13 protein-coding genes are annotated in these 13,681 nt (G+C 74.2%); 7 read left to right on the top strand and 6 right to left on the bottom strand.

Annotation, left to right across the window (positions count from 1 at the left end; genetic code table 11):
- Positions 1-71: 71 nt before the first annotated feature.
- Positions 72-869, bottom strand: coding sequence for a neutral zinc metallopeptidase (locus FHS22_RS04005; RefSeq protein WP_184938526.1), 798 nt, complete (start codon positions 867-869; stop codon positions 72-74).
- 157 nt (positions 870-1,026) lie between these two features.
- Complete coding sequence (locus FHS22_RS04010) at positions 1,027-1,788, bottom strand: IclR family transcriptional regulator (protein ID WP_184938527.1); 762 nt, start codon at positions 1,786-1,788, stop codon at positions 1,027-1,029.
- Positions 1,789-1,944: 156 nt separating this feature from the next.
- Here FHS22_RS04010 and pobA point away from each other — a divergent pair, with 156 nt between their 5' ends.
- From pobA to FHS22_RS04040, 6 genes are all read left to right on the top strand, one after another.
- Positions 1,945-3,153 carry a 4-hydroxybenzoate 3-monooxygenase gene (gene pobA / locus FHS22_RS04015; protein ID WP_184938528.1) on the top strand — a complete coding sequence of 403 codons (1,209 nt, stop codon included), beginning with the start codon at positions 1,945-1,947 and terminating at the stop codon, positions 3,151-3,153.
- Positions 3,150-3,815: a protocatechuate 3,4-dioxygenase subunit beta gene (gene pcaH, locus FHS22_RS04020; RefSeq protein WP_184938529.1), complete on the top strand. Its 666-nt coding sequence runs from the start codon at positions 3,150-3,152 to the stop codon at positions 3,813-3,815. Before pobA ends, pcaH begins: the two co-directional genes overlap by 4 nt.
- Positions 3,815-4,303, top strand: a complete 489-nt coding sequence (locus FHS22_RS04025) for a dioxygenase family protein (protein WP_184938531.1) — start codon at positions 3,815-3,817, stop codon at positions 4,301-4,303. Before pcaH ends, FHS22_RS04025 begins: the two co-directional genes overlap by 1 nt.
- On the top strand, positions 4,293-5,573 hold the full coding sequence (gene pcaDC / locus FHS22_RS04030; protein ID WP_260407646.1) for a bifunctional 3-oxoadipate enol-lactonase/4-carboxymuconolactone decarboxylase PcaDC: 1,281 nt from the start codon (positions 4,293-4,295) through the stop codon (positions 5,571-5,573). Before FHS22_RS04025 ends, pcaDC begins: the two co-directional genes overlap by 11 nt.
- 201 nt (positions 5,574-5,774) lie before the next feature.
- Positions 5,775-7,199 carry an aldehyde dehydrogenase family protein gene (locus FHS22_RS04035; protein ID WP_184938532.1) on the top strand — a complete coding sequence of 475 codons (1,425 nt, stop codon included), beginning with the start codon at positions 5,775-5,777 and terminating at the stop codon, positions 7,197-7,199.
- A 133-nt stretch (positions 7,200-7,332) separates the two neighbouring features.
- A complete protein-coding gene (locus tag FHS22_RS04040) occupies positions 7,333-7,794 on the top strand; it encodes a hypothetical protein (RefSeq protein WP_184938533.1) in 462 nt (153 codons plus the stop codon).
- Positions 7,795-7,918: 124 nt separating this feature from the next.
- Here the strand turns inward: FHS22_RS04040 and FHS22_RS04045 are convergent, their stop codons facing one another.
- The 3 genes from FHS22_RS04045 to FHS22_RS04055 all read right to left on the bottom strand — a co-directional run bounded on the left by FHS22_RS04045 (position 7,919) and on the right by FHS22_RS04055 (position 10,914).
- Positions 7,919-8,890 carry an endonuclease/exonuclease/phosphatase family protein gene (locus FHS22_RS04045; protein ID WP_184938534.1) on the bottom strand — a complete coding sequence of 324 codons (972 nt, stop codon included), beginning with the start codon at positions 8,888-8,890 and terminating at the stop codon, positions 7,919-7,921.
- A 141-nt stretch (positions 8,891-9,031) separates the two neighbouring features.
- The gene (locus tag FHS22_RS04050) at positions 9,032-10,084 is read right to left on the bottom strand and encodes an NAD(P)H-dependent amine dehydrogenase family protein (protein WP_184938535.1); all 1,053 of its coding nucleotides are present in this window, start codon (positions 10,082-10,084) and stop codon (positions 9,032-9,034) included.
- A 44-nt stretch (positions 10,085-10,128) separates the two neighbouring features.
- The gene (locus FHS22_RS04055; protein WP_184938536.1) at positions 10,129-10,914 is read right to left on the bottom strand and encodes an SDR family oxidoreductase; all 786 of its coding nucleotides are present in this window, start codon (positions 10,912-10,914) and stop codon (positions 10,129-10,131) included.
- 182 nt (positions 10,915-11,096) lie between these two features.
- On the opposite strand from FHS22_RS04055, the gene FHS22_RS04060 reads away from it, so the two are divergent.
- The gene (locus FHS22_RS04060; RefSeq protein WP_338047582.1) at positions 11,097-12,299 is read left to right on the top strand and encodes a PucR family transcriptional regulator; all 1,203 of its coding nucleotides are present in this window, start codon (positions 11,097-11,099) and stop codon (positions 12,297-12,299) included.
- A 52-nt stretch (positions 12,300-12,351) separates the two neighbouring features.
- Here FHS22_RS04060 and FHS22_RS04065 read toward each other — a convergent pair whose 3' ends face one another.
- Positions 12,352-13,479: an AI-2E family transporter gene (locus FHS22_RS04065; protein WP_184938539.1), complete on the bottom strand. Its 1,128-nt coding sequence runs from the start codon at positions 13,477-13,479 to the stop codon at positions 12,352-12,354.
- Between the last annotated feature and the right edge of the window lie 202 nt (positions 13,480-13,681).

Genomic DNA, 13,681 nt, shown 5'->3' on the forward strand with positions numbered 1-13,681 from the left:
AGGTAGAGGGATCGAAACGACCCCCGGGAGGGAGCGGCGGCCCCGCTCCCCCCGGAGCCCTCCCCGGCGGATCAGGCCACCCGGGAGGCCGGTGCCGTGAAGGTGTTGCAGGCGCCGGGGGATTGGGCGTCGAAACCGCGCTTCAACCAGTAGATCCGGTTCTTCGTCGTACCCTCCCCCTTGGTGTCGCTCCCCATGGAGTGCCGGTTGACGAAGAAGTCCGAGCCGTACTTCTGCGTATGGCCCAGGGAGTCCCAGACGCTCCCGACGAAGGCGCCGGCGAAGCAGATGTTCTGCAGCGAGACCTTGCTGCTCAGGGAGAGGGCCTTGGCCTTGGACAACTTCTTGGCGGTTCTGGCCTCCTGGCCGAGAACGCCGATCAGCCGCTGAACGTGGTAGCCGTACGCGATGGACAGGCTTTCCAGCATCTGCGGTGAGTTACGTTCATTCGATATGCCGTACTCGTTGACCATCAGGTAGACGGTCTTATTCTTCTGGCAGTACAGGCCGAACGTGTCGCCCGGGCGGTAGGCGCCGCAGGCGGTCTTGACGCGGTTCCCGTAAGCGACTGCGATCTCCGGTTCCGTGAACGGGATCCCGGATTTCTTCAGTTGCGCCTTCCACGCTTTGCCGAGGCAGGCCGACATGGCTTCGGCATAAAGCCGGACGGAGTCGATGTCGCCGCCCCGAATGGTCGGCTCCTCGCAGGTCTGAGCGGGGAACGTGCCGGACTTGTAGACCGGGTTCCCAGTGAGGGCGGCGTTTCCCGTCGGGACGGGTCCGGTTGATTCCGCGCTCGCCGTCCCGGCACCGATGAGGGGCATGCTCATAAGTGCACCGGCCGTCAAAGTGGCAAAAATGATACGCATGACAGCGAACCCTACTAAGAAATCTCGCCTCGGGTTTTCCGGGGCGATCCGCGCGGCCTCCCCGCCCCGAGACGCGGTGAGCTGCGCGGCCTCCCCGCTCCGGGAGCCCCGATCCGTTCCGGCCGCGGGTTCGCTGCCTGCCTTCCCGCTCTGCGGCTCAGGCCGCGTGCGCCCGGGCGTAGTCGCGCGCGATCCGGTCGGCCGCGGACAGCAGCGGCTCCACCAGCCGCCCGAGCTGGCGCGCCCGCGCCGAGGAGACGACGATGCCGACGGCGGCGACCGCCCGGCCGCCGACGACGACCGGCGCCGCCGCCGAGCAGGAGCCCAGGGTCATCTCCTCGAAGGTGAGCGCGTAGCCCTGGGCGCGCACGGTGGCCAGCTCGCGGGCGAGCCTGCCGGGCTCGGTGACGGTGTGCGGGGTCGGCCGCTCCAGCTCGCGCGCCAGATAGGAGCTGACGAACCACTCCGGTTCGTGGGCCAGCAGCGCCTTGCCGACGCCGGTGGGGTGCATGGGCAGCCGCCCGCCGGTCCGGGAGACGATCGGCACGGCCCGCCTGCCGTGCACCTTGTCCACGTACAGCACCTCCATGCCGTCGCGGACGGCCAGGTGCACGTTCTCGCCGGTGGTGGTGAACAGCTCCTGCAGCCAGGGGTGGGCGAGGTCCTGCAACCTGGCGGGGGCGAGCTGGCCGAGCTCCCACAGGCGCAGGCCGATGCGGAAGCGGCCGTCGGCGGTACGGCTCAGCGCCTGCCACCGCTCCAGCTCGCCGACCAGCCGGTGGGCGGTGGTCAGCGCGACCCCGCTCCGGCGGGCGATCTCCGAGAGGCTGAGCTGCGGATGGGCGCCGTCGAACGCGTCCAGGATCGCCAGCACCCTGGAGGTGACCGAGCGTCCCGGCTCGCGCGCCCCACCCGCCATGCCCGTCCTTCCCCGCGCGTGCGGCTCTCCCGTCCCCGGCCTGGAACGGCCCCGCACCCGCCCGGATGCGGGCCCGGTGAGAATCCTGCCGCCGTCTTCCACTGAGTGGAAGATGATACTCGTTCTTTCCCGGTCCGCGGCTGCATGCTCTCCTTCATGCGAACACAGGTCGGGATCATCGGGGCCGGACCCGCCGGGCTCCTGCTCTCCCATCTGCTCCACCTGCGCGGCATCTCCTCGGTGGTGCTGGAGCGCCGCAGCCGCGAGTACGTGGAGCGGCGGGTACGGGCCGGAGTGCTGGAGCAGGGCACGGTCGACACCCTCGTCGAGGCCGGGGTGGGGGAGCGGCTGCTCCGCGAGGGGCTGCCGCACTCCGGGATCGAGCTGCGGTACGGCGGCGCGGGCCACCGGATCCCCTTCGAGAAGCTGGTCCCCGGGCGGGCCATCACGGTCTACGGCCAGCAGGAGGTCGTCAAGGACCTCATCGCCGCCCGGCTCGCCGCCGGCGGCGACATCCGCTTCGACGTGGACGACGTGGCCGTGCACTCCCTGGAGGACGCGCCGTACGTCACCTTCGGCGGGCAGCGGCTCGACTGCGACGTCATCGCCGGGTGCGACGGCTTCCACGGGATCTCCCGCCCCGCGGTCCCCGACGGCGTGCTCACCGCCTACGAGCGCGAGTACCCCTTCGCCTGGCTGGGCATCCTGGCGCGGGTCGCGCCCTCGGCCGAGGAGCTGATCTACGCGCAGACCGAGCGGGGCTTCGCCCTGCACAGCATGCGCTCACCGGAGATCAGCCGCTTCTACCTGCAGGTGCCCGCGGGCGAGGACCTGGCCGCGTGGCCGGACGAGCGGATCTGGGCGGAGCTGAAGACCCGCCTGGAGACGGTGCCCGGCTTCACCCTGGCCACCGGCGAGATCTTCGAGAAGGGGATCACGCCGCTGCGCAGCTTCGTCACCGAGCCCATGCAGTACGGCAGGCTCTTCCTCGCCGGGGACGCCGCGCACATCGTGCCCCCCACCGGGGCCAAGGGCATGAACCTGGCCGTCGCCGACGTGCGGGTGCTGACCGATGCGCTGGCCCGCTTCTACGCCGACGGCTCCACCGAACCGCTCGACGGCTACTCGGCCGCCTGCCTGAAGCGGGTCTGGCGGGCCCAGCACTTCTCCTGGTGGATGACCACGCTGCTGCACACCTTCGACTCCGACGACGCCTACGCGCGCCGCCTGCAGACCTCCTACCTGGACTACGTGACCTCCTCCGAGGCCGCGGCGACCACGCTGGCGGAGAACTACGTCGGCCTGCCGTACGACGCGCCGGTCCCCGCGGAACACGCCGTCCCCTTCTCCGGAGGAACCCCATGACCCACCCGCCGAACCGCAGCCCCGGCTACCGCAGCACGATCCTGCGGGCCCCGTCCCGGCCGGCCGTCGCCCTCAAGGCCGACCCCGACGCGATCGAGCTGACCAGCCCGGTCTTCGGCCACGGGGAGGTCGGCGCGCTCGACGCCGACCTGACCCGGCAGCACGAGGGAGAGCCGATCGGCGAGCGCATCATCGTCACCGGGCGTGTCCTCGACTCCTCGGGACGCCCGATCAGGAACACGCTGGTGGAGGTCTGGCAGGCCAACGCGGCCGGCCGCTACGCCCACGCCGGCGATCGGCACCCGGCCCCGCCGGACCCCAACTTCACCGGGGCCGGGCGGTGCCTGACCGACCACGAGGGCCGCTACCGGTTCGTCACGATCAAGCCCGGCGCCTACCCGTGGCGCAACCACCCCAACGCCTGGCGGCCCGCGCACATCCACTTCTCCGTCTTCGGCACCGCCTTCACCCAGCGCCTGGTCACCCAGATGTACTTCCCCGGCGACCCGCTGTTCCCCTTCGACCCGATCATGCAGTCCGTCCCCGACGCGGCCGCCCGCGAGCGGCTCGTCTCCGCCTTCGACCTGGACGTCACCGAGCCGGAATGGGCGCTGGGCTACCGGTTCGACGTCGTGCTCGGCCGCACCCCGATGGAGGACTGATGATCACTCCTTCGCAGACCGTGGGGCCGTTCTTCGGCCACGCCCTGCCGTACGAGACCGGCCCGGACCTGGTGCCCGAGGGGTACCCCGGGGCGATCACCGTCACCGGGCGGGTGTTCGACGGGGCGGGCGAGCCCGTCCCGGACGCGCTGCTGGAGCTGTGGCTGGGGGAGACCGGCACCCGCGGCGTGCTGCGGCGCGACGGGGAGGGGGTCTCCGGGTTCGGGCGCTGCGCCACCGCGCCCGACGGGACCTACCGGTTCCGCACCGCCCGCCCGGCCGGGCCGTACCTGGCGCTGCTGGTCTTCGCACGGGGCCTGCTGTGCGCGGTGGCGACGAGGATCTACCTGCAGGACGGCCCCGACCCGCTGCTCGACGCCCTGGACCCCGAGCGCCGGGCGACGCTGCTCGCGCGGGCGGACGGGGACGTCCACCGGTTCGACGTCCGGCTCCAGGGCGAGGGGGAGACGGTCTTCCTTGAGTTCTGACCTGCCCGAGGGGCCCCGGCCGCCCGCCGGCCCGCTCCCGGACGCCGTCCCGCCGCGCCTCCACCACCGGATCGACGGGCCCGCAGGCGCGCCGCTGCTGGTGCTCGGCCCCTCACTGGGCACCGGCCTGGAGATCTGGGACCCGCAGATGGAGGCGCTGACCGCCTCCTGGCGGGTGCTCCGCTACGACCTGCCCGGCCATGGCGGTTCGGCGCCCGCCCGCGGCGTGCCCGCCGCAGGGCCGGTTCGCGGCGTGCCCGCCGCAGGGCTGACCCTCGGCGCGCTGGCCGGGGCCGTACTGGACCTGGTGGGTGAGGAGAGGTTCGCGATCGGCGGGATCTCCCTCGGCGGCGCGATCGCGGCCACCGTCGCCGCGGACGTCCCGCACCGGGTGACCCACCTGGTGATGTGCTGCAGCTCCGCCCGGTTCGGCGAGCCCGGTCCCTGGCTGGAACGCGCGGCGGCGGTACGGCGCGACGGCATGGAACCGCTCGCGCGGGTCCTGCCCGGACGCTGGTTCACCTCCCGCCTCACCGGAGACGACCCCCGGGTCCGCGGGGTCCTGGACATGGTGCGCGCGGTGGACCCCGAGTCCTACGCGGCCTGCTGCGAGGCCATCGCCGGATACGACCTCACCCCCCGGCTGGGGCGGATCACGGCGCCCGCCCTGGTCGTCGCCGGGGCCGACGACCCGGCCACGCCCGTCGGGCACGCCCTCGCGCTCGCGAGCGGCATCCCCGGAGCCCTGCTGAGCGTGGTGCCCGGGGCCGCCCACCTGGCGAACGTGGAGCGGGCCGAGGCGGTCGCCTCCGCGATCGTCCGGCACCTGGGCGGGGCCGGCGGCCGCGGGGAGGCCCGGCCGGGCGGGGACGAGCACCTCGCGGCGGGCACGCGCACCCGCCGCGAGGTGCTCGGCGACGCCCACGTCGACCGCGCCGCGGCGGGCACCACCGCCTTCACCGCGGACTTCCAGGAGTTCATCACCCGCTACGCCTGGGACGGGATCTGGAACCGCCCCGGCCTGGACCGGCGCACCCGCAGCTGCGTCACGCTGACCGCGCTGGTCGCCGGGGGGCACCTGGAGGAACTGGCCATGCACGTCCGCGCGGCCCTGCGCAACGGCCTGACCTCCGACGAGATCAAGGAGGTCCTGCTGCAGACGGCGGTCTACTGCGGCGTGCCCGCCGCCAACGCCGCCTTCGCCGTGGCCCGGCGCACGCTCGCCGAGCACGCCGGGACCGGGCACGCCGGGACCGAGCCCGCCGGCTGAGCCGGGGTCCCCCAGGGCGGCCCGCCCGTCCGGCGAGGACGGGCCGCCCCCTCCTTCCCGGTTTCTCCCGCGAGCGCCACGTTTCCCCGGCCCCGATCAAGGGCACTGCCTGATCGGCCGTCCGGTGGCGGGAGCAGGCCGGGGCCCAGGGCACGAGGCGGCGGCCGGGAGCCGGTCCGCACGTAGGGAGGCGTGGTGCCGATGAGGGAGCTCTGGCTCTTCGCGGACGGCGAATGGCGGGCGAGCGCGAGCACCGGGACGGTCGCGGTGGACGACCCGGCGACCGGAGAGCAGGTGGGCGAGAGCCCGCGCGGCTGCGCCGAGGACGTCGAGGCCGCCGTGGCCTCGGCGCGGGCCGCCGCCGCCGGATGGGCGCGGACGGCCCCGGCCGAGCGCGGGGCGCTGCTGCGCCGGGCCGCCGCCCGGGTCAGGGAGCACGCCGGCGAGCTGGCCCGGCTGGTGACGAGGGAGATGGGCAAGCCCCTGGCCGACGCGCGGGGCGGCGTCGAGGCCGGGGCCGGGACCCTGGAGCAGTACGCCGAGCTGGGCCCCCTGCACGGAGGCCGTACGCTCCAGGGCGGCTGGGGCGCGACCGACCTGATGGTCCGCGAGCCGCGCGGCGTCGTCGCCGTCATCACCCCGTGGAACGACCCCGTGGCGATCGCGTGCGGGCTGGTCGGCGCCGCGCTGGCCACCGGGAACACGGTGGTGCACAAGCCGTCGGAGCGCACCCCGCACACCGGGGCGCGCCTGGTGGAGCTGCTCGCCGCGGACCTGCCCCCGGGCGCGCTCACCATGGTCGCCGGGGACCGGAGCGCGGGCGCGCCGCTCGCCGCCCACCCGGGGCTCGACCTCCTCGCCCACGTCGGCTCCACCCGGGCCGGACGGGAGATCGCCGCCGCGGCCCGGTGCCGGGTGCTGCGCGAGAACGGCGGCAAGGACCCGCTGATCGTCGACGAGGGCGTCGACCCGAAGTGGGCGGCCGGGCAGGCCGCGCTCGGATCCTTCGCCAACGCCGGGCAGATCTGCGTCTCCGTCGAGCGGATCTACGTGCACCGGTCGGTCGCCGAGCCGTTCACCGCCGCGCTGGTGGCCGAGGCGGAGGCGCTGCGCATGGGGTCCGGGCTCGACGAGGCGACCACGCTCGGCCCGCTGGTCGACCGCCGCCACCGCGACGCCGTCCACGAGCACGTCCGCTCGGCGGCGGCGGCCGGGGCGCGCGTGCTGACCGGCGGCGGGATCCCCGCCGGGCCCGGCGCCTTCTACCCGGCGACCGTGCTGGCGGACTGCACCGACGACATGGCCGTGCTGCGGGAGGAGACGTTCGGGCCGGTGGCGGCGGTCCGCGTGGTCGAGAGCTTCGACGAGGCGCTCGCACTGGCCGGGACCGGCGAGTACGGCCTGGCCGCCACCGTCCTGACCCCCTCCCTCGCCCACGTCCAGCGGGCCTGGCGCGAGCTGCGGGCCGGGACGGTGAAGATCAACGCCGTCTTCGGCGGGGCCCCGGGCGGCGCCGCGCAGCCGCTCGGCGCGAGCGGGGAGGGCTTCGGATACGGTCCGGAGCTGCTGGACGAGATGACCCACACCAAGGTCGTGCACATCGCCGTCCCCGACGGGCACCGCTGAAGTGGATACGACGCACCGATCCGGGAGAAGGTTGTTCTGTCAGGGCATGGGATGAATCACCCGGTCATGCCCGCTTCTCTCCTCTGATCACGTGCCACCATGTCCCTGTCACATGATCAGAGGAGAGAAGCACATGAAGAAGTCGTCGTTCGCCCTGGGGCTCTGCGCCGCCGCCCTGCTCTCCTCCGCCGCCGCGCCCGCGGCCGCCGCGGCCGAACGGCAGGCGCCGCTCAAGACCGTGTACGGCTGGGCGAAGAAGTCGGGGAACTCGGCCATGATCGTCACACCGTACCGGGCGAGCCGGGGCGAGGTCGGCGAGAGCGGGCTGAAGGCCTGGCACCTGGGCAAGCGGGCCGGGGACCCGATCCGGATCGACTACACCGAGGGCCTGCTCTTCCGCCAGGTCAACAAGAAGTGCGGCAAGGCCCCGGCCGGCCACCCGTACGACACCCGGAGCAAGGGGGACCTCGGCGCCAAGACGTGCGACCCGATCGACCTGTACAACCGGCTCCGCAAGGGCAGGGTCCCGGTGAAGGTCGTCTACGACCCGGCGGGCCCGATGGCCGTCAAGGTCTACGAGCTGATCCTGCCCTAGGAGCGCGCCCTGGGATCGCGCCGGGACGACCGTCACCGGGGCCGGCGCGCAGGCCGGCGCCGGAGGGCACCGGCCTCGAGGCCGCCGCTCCCCACGCGGCCGCCGCCCTGCGGGTCCTGCGCACCTACGCGGCCTGAGAGCCCGCCGCCGGGGGCAGGCCGAGCTCGGCGAAGACGGGCCGGTGGTCGGTGTCGGGGAGCGGGTGCACGCTGAAGGCGTGCACCGGCATCCGGGAGTCGGCGAGCACATGGTCGATCGTCACGCCGGGGACGGGCTCCCAGCCGTGCTGCGGCCAGGTCGGCGTCAGTCCCTGGCCGGTCACGTCGGCCGCGTCGTGGTACCCGCTGTCCAGCAGGGCGCGGACCGGCGGGTGGTCGAGGGTGGCGTTGAAGTCGCCGGCCAGCACCTTCAGATGCCCGCCCGCCTCCGGCAGCGCCTCCAGCCCCTCGTTCCAGCACGGGATCTTGCGGGTGTAGTTCGGCGCGCACGGGTGCACGGAGACGACCTCGACCTCGTGCCCGGACGGATGACTGATCACGCCTCTGGCCTGCCGGAACGTGCCCAGTTCGATGATCGGCCGCTCGCTGACGGGATGCCTGGAGTAGATGCCCGAGCCGCCCACGCCGCTCTTGGCGCGGTCGACCACGTGCGGCATGAGCGTGCGCAGCCCCGCGCCGTCCAGGCGGTCTCGGGCCTCCGGGGTGAGCTCCTGCAGCGTGAGCACGTCGGGGCCGAGGTCGCGCACCAGCTTCATCAGGGCCGCGGTGTCGCCCGCGCCCACCGCCAGGTTCGCCGCGAGCACCCGCAGCCGCTGGCCGCCGGAGGGGGGCGCGCCGCCGTCCGTGAGATGCCGGGGGAGCACGACCGCGGCCAGCGCCACGCTCGTGGCCAGGGCCACGGCCGCCGCGGCCCACCGGCGCAGTCCCAGCGCCATGAGCAGCGGGACCGCCGAGGCCGCCGCGACGTAGGGCGTGAACGCCACCAGCGCGATCCACTGCCACACGGGGATCCAGCCGCCGACCCTCAGCACCGCCCACCCGGCGAACGGCAGCAGCACCAGCCAGACCAGCGCGCTCACCCATCTTGTCCTGATCATGGAACGGCAGAGTAACGGGCCCTTGTGCAGATTCCGTGGAGATTCGTGGCGTTGCCGGGGGAGACGCGCCGGTCGTTCCGGCCGGTCCGCGGCGGAGCGGGCCACCGCGGACCGTCGGCGGGCCCGGTGCCGGGCCCCTCCCTACCGGAGCAGGCCGCGGCCGGTGACCAGGGGCAGGTCCAGGGCCGTCAGCAGGCCCGGCGCCGCCTCGACCACCGCGGGAACGGCGTTGACCAGCCGCATCGCGGTCGCCTTCAGCCCGGCGGTGTTGTGGTCGCCGTCGCTTCCCAGCAACTGCAGGTCCAGCGTGTAGTCCGGCTCGCCGGTGACCACGACGCGGTAGCAGCCCTTGCCCGCGGGCTGCGGCCAGTCCGGTCCGAGGTCGTCGCGGAGCCGGGTCACGTGCTCCAGCACGATCACCGGACGGCCCTGCGACATGCCCCTGACCTCGAAGCGCAGCGCGGCGGCCGTGCCCTTCTCGATCGTCCCGGAGGCGACCTCGAACGTCTCCGGCGCCGGCAGGCGGGTGTACCACTCCTCGACGCCGTCGAGCCCGACGTCCAGCCCGGCCGCGAGCTGGCGGACCACGCTGCCCCACGCCATGGTCAGCACCCCCGGCTGGAGCAGGAGCGGGACGTCCTCCATCGGCCGCCCGAAGCCCATGATGTCGAACAGCACGGTGCCCTGGTCGTAGGTGGCGTAGTTGAGCACCTCCATGCAGCGCACCTGGTCGATGCGCTCGCTGATGCCCGTCAGCGAGAGCGGCAGCCAGTCGTTGGCGTAGCCGGGGTCGATGCCGTTCACCCAGATCGACGCCGAGCCCTCCCGGGCGGCCTCGCGGACGGGGCCGTCCAGCGAGCCGTCGGGGAACTGCAGGAAGACCGGGCTGCTGGAGACGACGTTCGCGCCCGAGCGCAGGATCCGGGTCAGGTCGTCCAGCGCCTCGAAGATCCGGTTGTCGGCCATCGCGGTGTAGACGACGCAGTCGGGCCGCAGCGCCAGCAGCGCCTCGGCGTCGCCGGTGGCGGTGACGCCGAGCGGGCCCAGCCCCGCCAGCTCGCCCGCGTCGCGGCCGACCTTGGCCGGGTTCGACACGTAGACGCCGACGAGCTCCAGGTCGGGCCGGGCGCGGATGCCCGCCAGCGTGTGCCGCCCGACGTTGCCGGTGCTCCACTGCACCACCCGGTAGACCATGGTCCCTCCGCAACAGATCGTGTCCGTGAGCGCCGCCGTACCGGTCAGAGGTCGGGCAGGCCGAGGTCGAGGTTGGGCTGGTCGAGGCCGCCGTCGACCTCCAGCACCTTGCCGGTCAGGTAGCCGCCCGCGGGCGAGGCGAGGAACAGCACCGCCGCCGCCACGTCCTCCGGCTCCCCGATCCGCCGCAGGGGGGTGCCCTGCTCCATCTGCGTCCGCAGGACGTCGTCGGTCATGACGATGTCCAGGGCCGAGGTGGCGACCGAGCCGACCGCGATCGCGTTGACGCGGATCCGGGGTGCCAGGTCCCGCGCCGCCAGCCGCGTGTAGTGCGCGAGCGCCGCCTTGGCCGTGCCGTAGGCGAGGTAGCCGCGCCCGGACACGCGTCCCATCGCCGAGGAGATGTTCACCACGGCGCCGCCCGGTTCCAGCAGGTACGGCACGGCGGCCCGGGTCAGCTCGTGCGCGATGCCCACGTTGAACTGGAACGCGTTCTCCAGGTGTCGGCGCCCGGTGTCCAGGAAGGCCCTGGGGAGTGCGCCGCCCACGTTGTTGACCACGACGTCCAGGCGGCCGAAGTCCGCCACGGCCCGCTGCGCGAGCGCCTCGGCGGCCCCGGGCTCGCTCAGGTCGGCGGGGACCACCAGGGCCCGCCTGCCTGCGGCCTCCACCTCGGCGGCCACGTCGCGCAACTGCTCCTCGGTCCGGGCGGAGATCACCACGTCCGCTCCGGCCTGCGCCAGCGCCACCGCGCTCGCGGCCCCGATGCCGCGGCCCGCGCCGGTGACCACGGCGACCCGGCCGGGGATGCGGAAACGGTCCAGGATCATCTGCTCGACCTCCCTGACCGCAGCCTAGAACCAAAATAGAACTTGTTTCAATATCAGGCGCGGGGTGATCCCCTCCGGGAGAGGGATTGTCACCGGTGTGAGCGGGGCCGCAGTGCCGAATGTGCGCCGGGGACAGAAGAACGCCCGCCCGTGCCGGAGTAGCGTCCGGTGCGGGAGGACTCGTGTGCGCTGCCCATGACGTCGAACGCTCGCCGGCCGGCATCCCCCGGGAGTACGCCGAGGTGTTCCGCCCCTATCTGGACGACCTCGCCGAGGAGATGATCGGCGAGATCCGGGCGAGCGTGCCCGAGTACTCCAGGCCGAGCGGGGCCTACGCGCGGGTCGTGCGCCGGGCCGTGGAGGAGGCGCTCAGCGGGTTCGTGAACCGGACGGGCGACCGGGACGCGGGCCATGCCCGGCTGCTGGAGGTCTACCGGAGCATCGGCGCGGGAGAGGCGAGCGAGGGCCGCCCGCTGGACTCGCTCCAGTCCGCGCTGCGGACCTGCGCCCGGGTGGCCTGGCGCCGGATGGCGGTGGAGTCCGAGCGGCTGGACCTGACCCGCCGGCGCATGTGGGAGATCGGTGAGGCGGTCCTGGTCTACCTGGACGAGATCGCCGCGGCGGCGGCCGAGGGGTACGCCGAGGCGCAGGCCAGGGCGGCGGGAGAGCTCGAACTGCGCCGCCGCAGGCTGGTCGGGCTGCTCGTCGCCGACCCGCCGCCCGACGTGCGGGCGGTGGAGGACCTGGCCAGGTCGGCGCGGTGGACCCCGCCGCGCACGCTGGCCTGCGTCGCGCTGGCCCCGCGCGGGCCGGAGCAGCCGCCCAGGCCCGGCCTGCCGCCGGACGTGCTCGCCGACTTCGACCGTCCCGACCTCTGCCTGGTCGTGCCCGACCCGGACGGGCCCGGGCGGCAGGGGCTCCTCGACTCGCTGCTGCCCGACTGGATCGTGGCCGCCGGGCCCGGGGTCGGGCTGGGGGAGGGGGCGCTCTCGTTGCGGCTGGCCGTACGGGCGCTGGCCCTCGCCCGCCGGGGCGTGCTGGGCTCCGCGACGATGGTCAGGGCGGCCGAGCACCTGTCGACTCTCATGATCTTCCAGGACGAGTCGCTGATCCAGATCATGGAGCGGGTACGGCTCGCGCCCCTGCGCGGGCTCCGCCCCGCCCAGCGCGACCGGCTGGCCGAGACGCTGCTGGCCTGGCTGCAGAGCGGCTACAACGCCACCGAGGTCGCGGCCCGGCTGCACATCCATCCGCAGACCGTGCGCTACCGGCTCCGCCAGGCCACCGAGCTCTTCGCCGACCAGCTGAAGGACCCGGAGGGCAGGTTCGAGCTGGAGACCGTGCTGCGGGCCTGGGCCCTGCGCACGGGCGGGCGCGGGCGCTGAGCGGGCGGGCCGCGCCGTACGCCCCGGGCCCGGCGCGTCGGGCTCCGCGCGGTCACCGTCCGGACGGTCGCGGCTCCGGCCCGTCCCGGCGGGGAGGCTCCGGGCCGCCGGGCGGGTGCCCGGAGCTCCCGGAGGGGGACGCGCGCAGGAGCTCCCGGCCGCCGTAGTAGACGATGGCGGTCAGCGGCACCGAGACGAGGGCCCCGGCCACCCCGCCCAGGATGGTGCCCGAGGACAGGGCCAGGCCGATGACGAGGGGGTGGACGCGGACGTAGCCGCCCATCACCCACGGTTCCAGGACGTGCTCCTCCAACTGGTTCTCCACCAGCAGCACGACCAGCAGGACGAGGCCGATCACCGGCCCGCGGGCGCCGAGGGCGACGACGACCGCCAGCGATCCGGCGACGAGGGAGCCGATGAAGGGGATGAAGCTGCCGAAGAAGATGACCACGGCCAGCGGCAGCGCCAGCGGCACGCCCAGCAGCAGCATCGCCAGGCCCAGCACGACCGCGTGGATGGAGGCGATGACCAGCGTGCCCTGGATGTAGTGGCGCAGCACCGACCAGCTCGCGTCCCCGGCCCGGCCGGCCCGCTCCCGATGGCGCTCGGGCAGCCGGTCGACGAGCCAGCGCCAGATCCGGTCACCGTCCTTGATCAGGAAGAACGCGACGAAGACCGCGAGGACCGTGCCCGCGAGGAACTCGACGATCCGCCTGGCCACCGAGGTGAGGCCGCCGGCCTGCCCCAGCTGCCTGCGCAGCGCCTCCAGCGCCTGGTCGTCGGCCCTGGCGAGCTGGTCGGCCGGGACGCCGAGCCGGAGGAGGAGGTCGCGGAGCTGGCGCACGCTCTCCACGAGCCGGTCGGCCAGGGCGGGGAACTCGGCGGCGGCGCCCCGGCCGACCAGCCAGCCCACCGCGCCGATCACCAGCAGCGCGGCGAGCAGGACCAGCCAGGTCGCGGCGAGCCGCGGCATCCGCCGCATGAGCCACGCGGCCGGCGGCCGCAGCACGGTGGTGAGCAGCAGGGCGACCACGCACGCCAGGACCACCAGGCGGAGCTGTACGACCACCTGGAGCAGGAGGTATCCGGCGGCGGCCAGGGCCACCAGCCAGAGCGCCCATCCGCCGGACACGACGAGCGACCGCGGCCACAGCGCCCTGCCGCCGCCCGATCGCCTCATATGTCACCTCAGATCCGTCACATCCCTGGATGCCCGAGATCGGGGACTCCTAACTCGGCGCGGTACGGCGTGCGCGCCTGACATACACCGGCCCGCCGCGGGCAGACCTCCCGGATCGGCGGGACCGCGCCGGAGAGCCCGCACCGGTCCGCGCCGGCGCCGGCACGGGGGCCGGTGCAGGGATCGGCGCCGCGACCGGCAC

It is taken from the genome of Thiemannella venezuelensis (assembly GCF_014203605.1).
Lineage (GTDB): Bacteria > Actinomycetota > Actinomycetes > Streptosporangiales > Streptosporangiaceae > Planomonospora_A > Planomonospora_A venezuelensis.

Excerpts from the sequence above, each read along its gene's own strand:
- FHS22_RS04005 (WP_184938526.1), bottom strand. The coding sequence starts at position 869 with ATGCGTATCATTTTTGCCACTTTGACGGCCGGTGCACTTATGAGCATG.
- FHS22_RS04010 (WP_184938527.1), bottom strand. The coding sequence starts at position 1,788 with ATGGCGGGTGGGGCGCGCGAGCCGGGACGCTCGGTCACCTCCAGGGTG.
- pobA (WP_184938528.1), top strand. The coding sequence starts at position 1,945 with ATGCGAACACAGGTCGGGATCATCGGGGCCGGACCCGCCGGGCTCCTG.
- pcaH (WP_184938529.1), top strand. The coding sequence starts at position 3,150 with ATGACCCACCCGCCGAACCGCAGCCCCGGCTACCGCAGCACGATCCTG.
- FHS22_RS04025 (WP_184938531.1), top strand. The coding sequence starts at position 3,815 with ATGATCACTCCTTCGCAGACCGTGGGGCCGTTCTTCGGCCACGCCCTG.
- FHS22_RS04035 (WP_184938532.1), top strand. The coding sequence starts at position 5,775 with ATGAGGGAGCTCTGGCTCTTCGCGGACGGCGAATGGCGGGCGAGCGCG.
- FHS22_RS04040 (WP_184938533.1), top strand. The coding sequence starts at position 7,333 with ATGAAGAAGTCGTCGTTCGCCCTGGGGCTCTGCGCCGCCGCCCTGCTC.
- FHS22_RS04045 (WP_184938534.1), bottom strand. The coding sequence starts at position 8,890 with ATGATCAGGACAAGATGGGTGAGCGCGCTGGTCTGGCTGGTGCTGCTG.
- FHS22_RS04050 (WP_184938535.1), bottom strand. The coding sequence starts at position 10,084 with ATGGTCTACCGGGTGGTGCAGTGGAGCACCGGCAACGTCGGGCGGCAC.
- FHS22_RS04055 (WP_184938536.1), bottom strand. The coding sequence starts at position 10,914 with ATGATCCTGGACCGTTTCCGCATCCCCGGCCGGGTCGCCGTGGTCACC.
- FHS22_RS04065 (WP_184938539.1), bottom strand. The coding sequence starts at position 13,479 with ATGAGGCGATCGGGCGGCGGCAGGGCGCTGTGGCCGCGGTCGCTCGTC.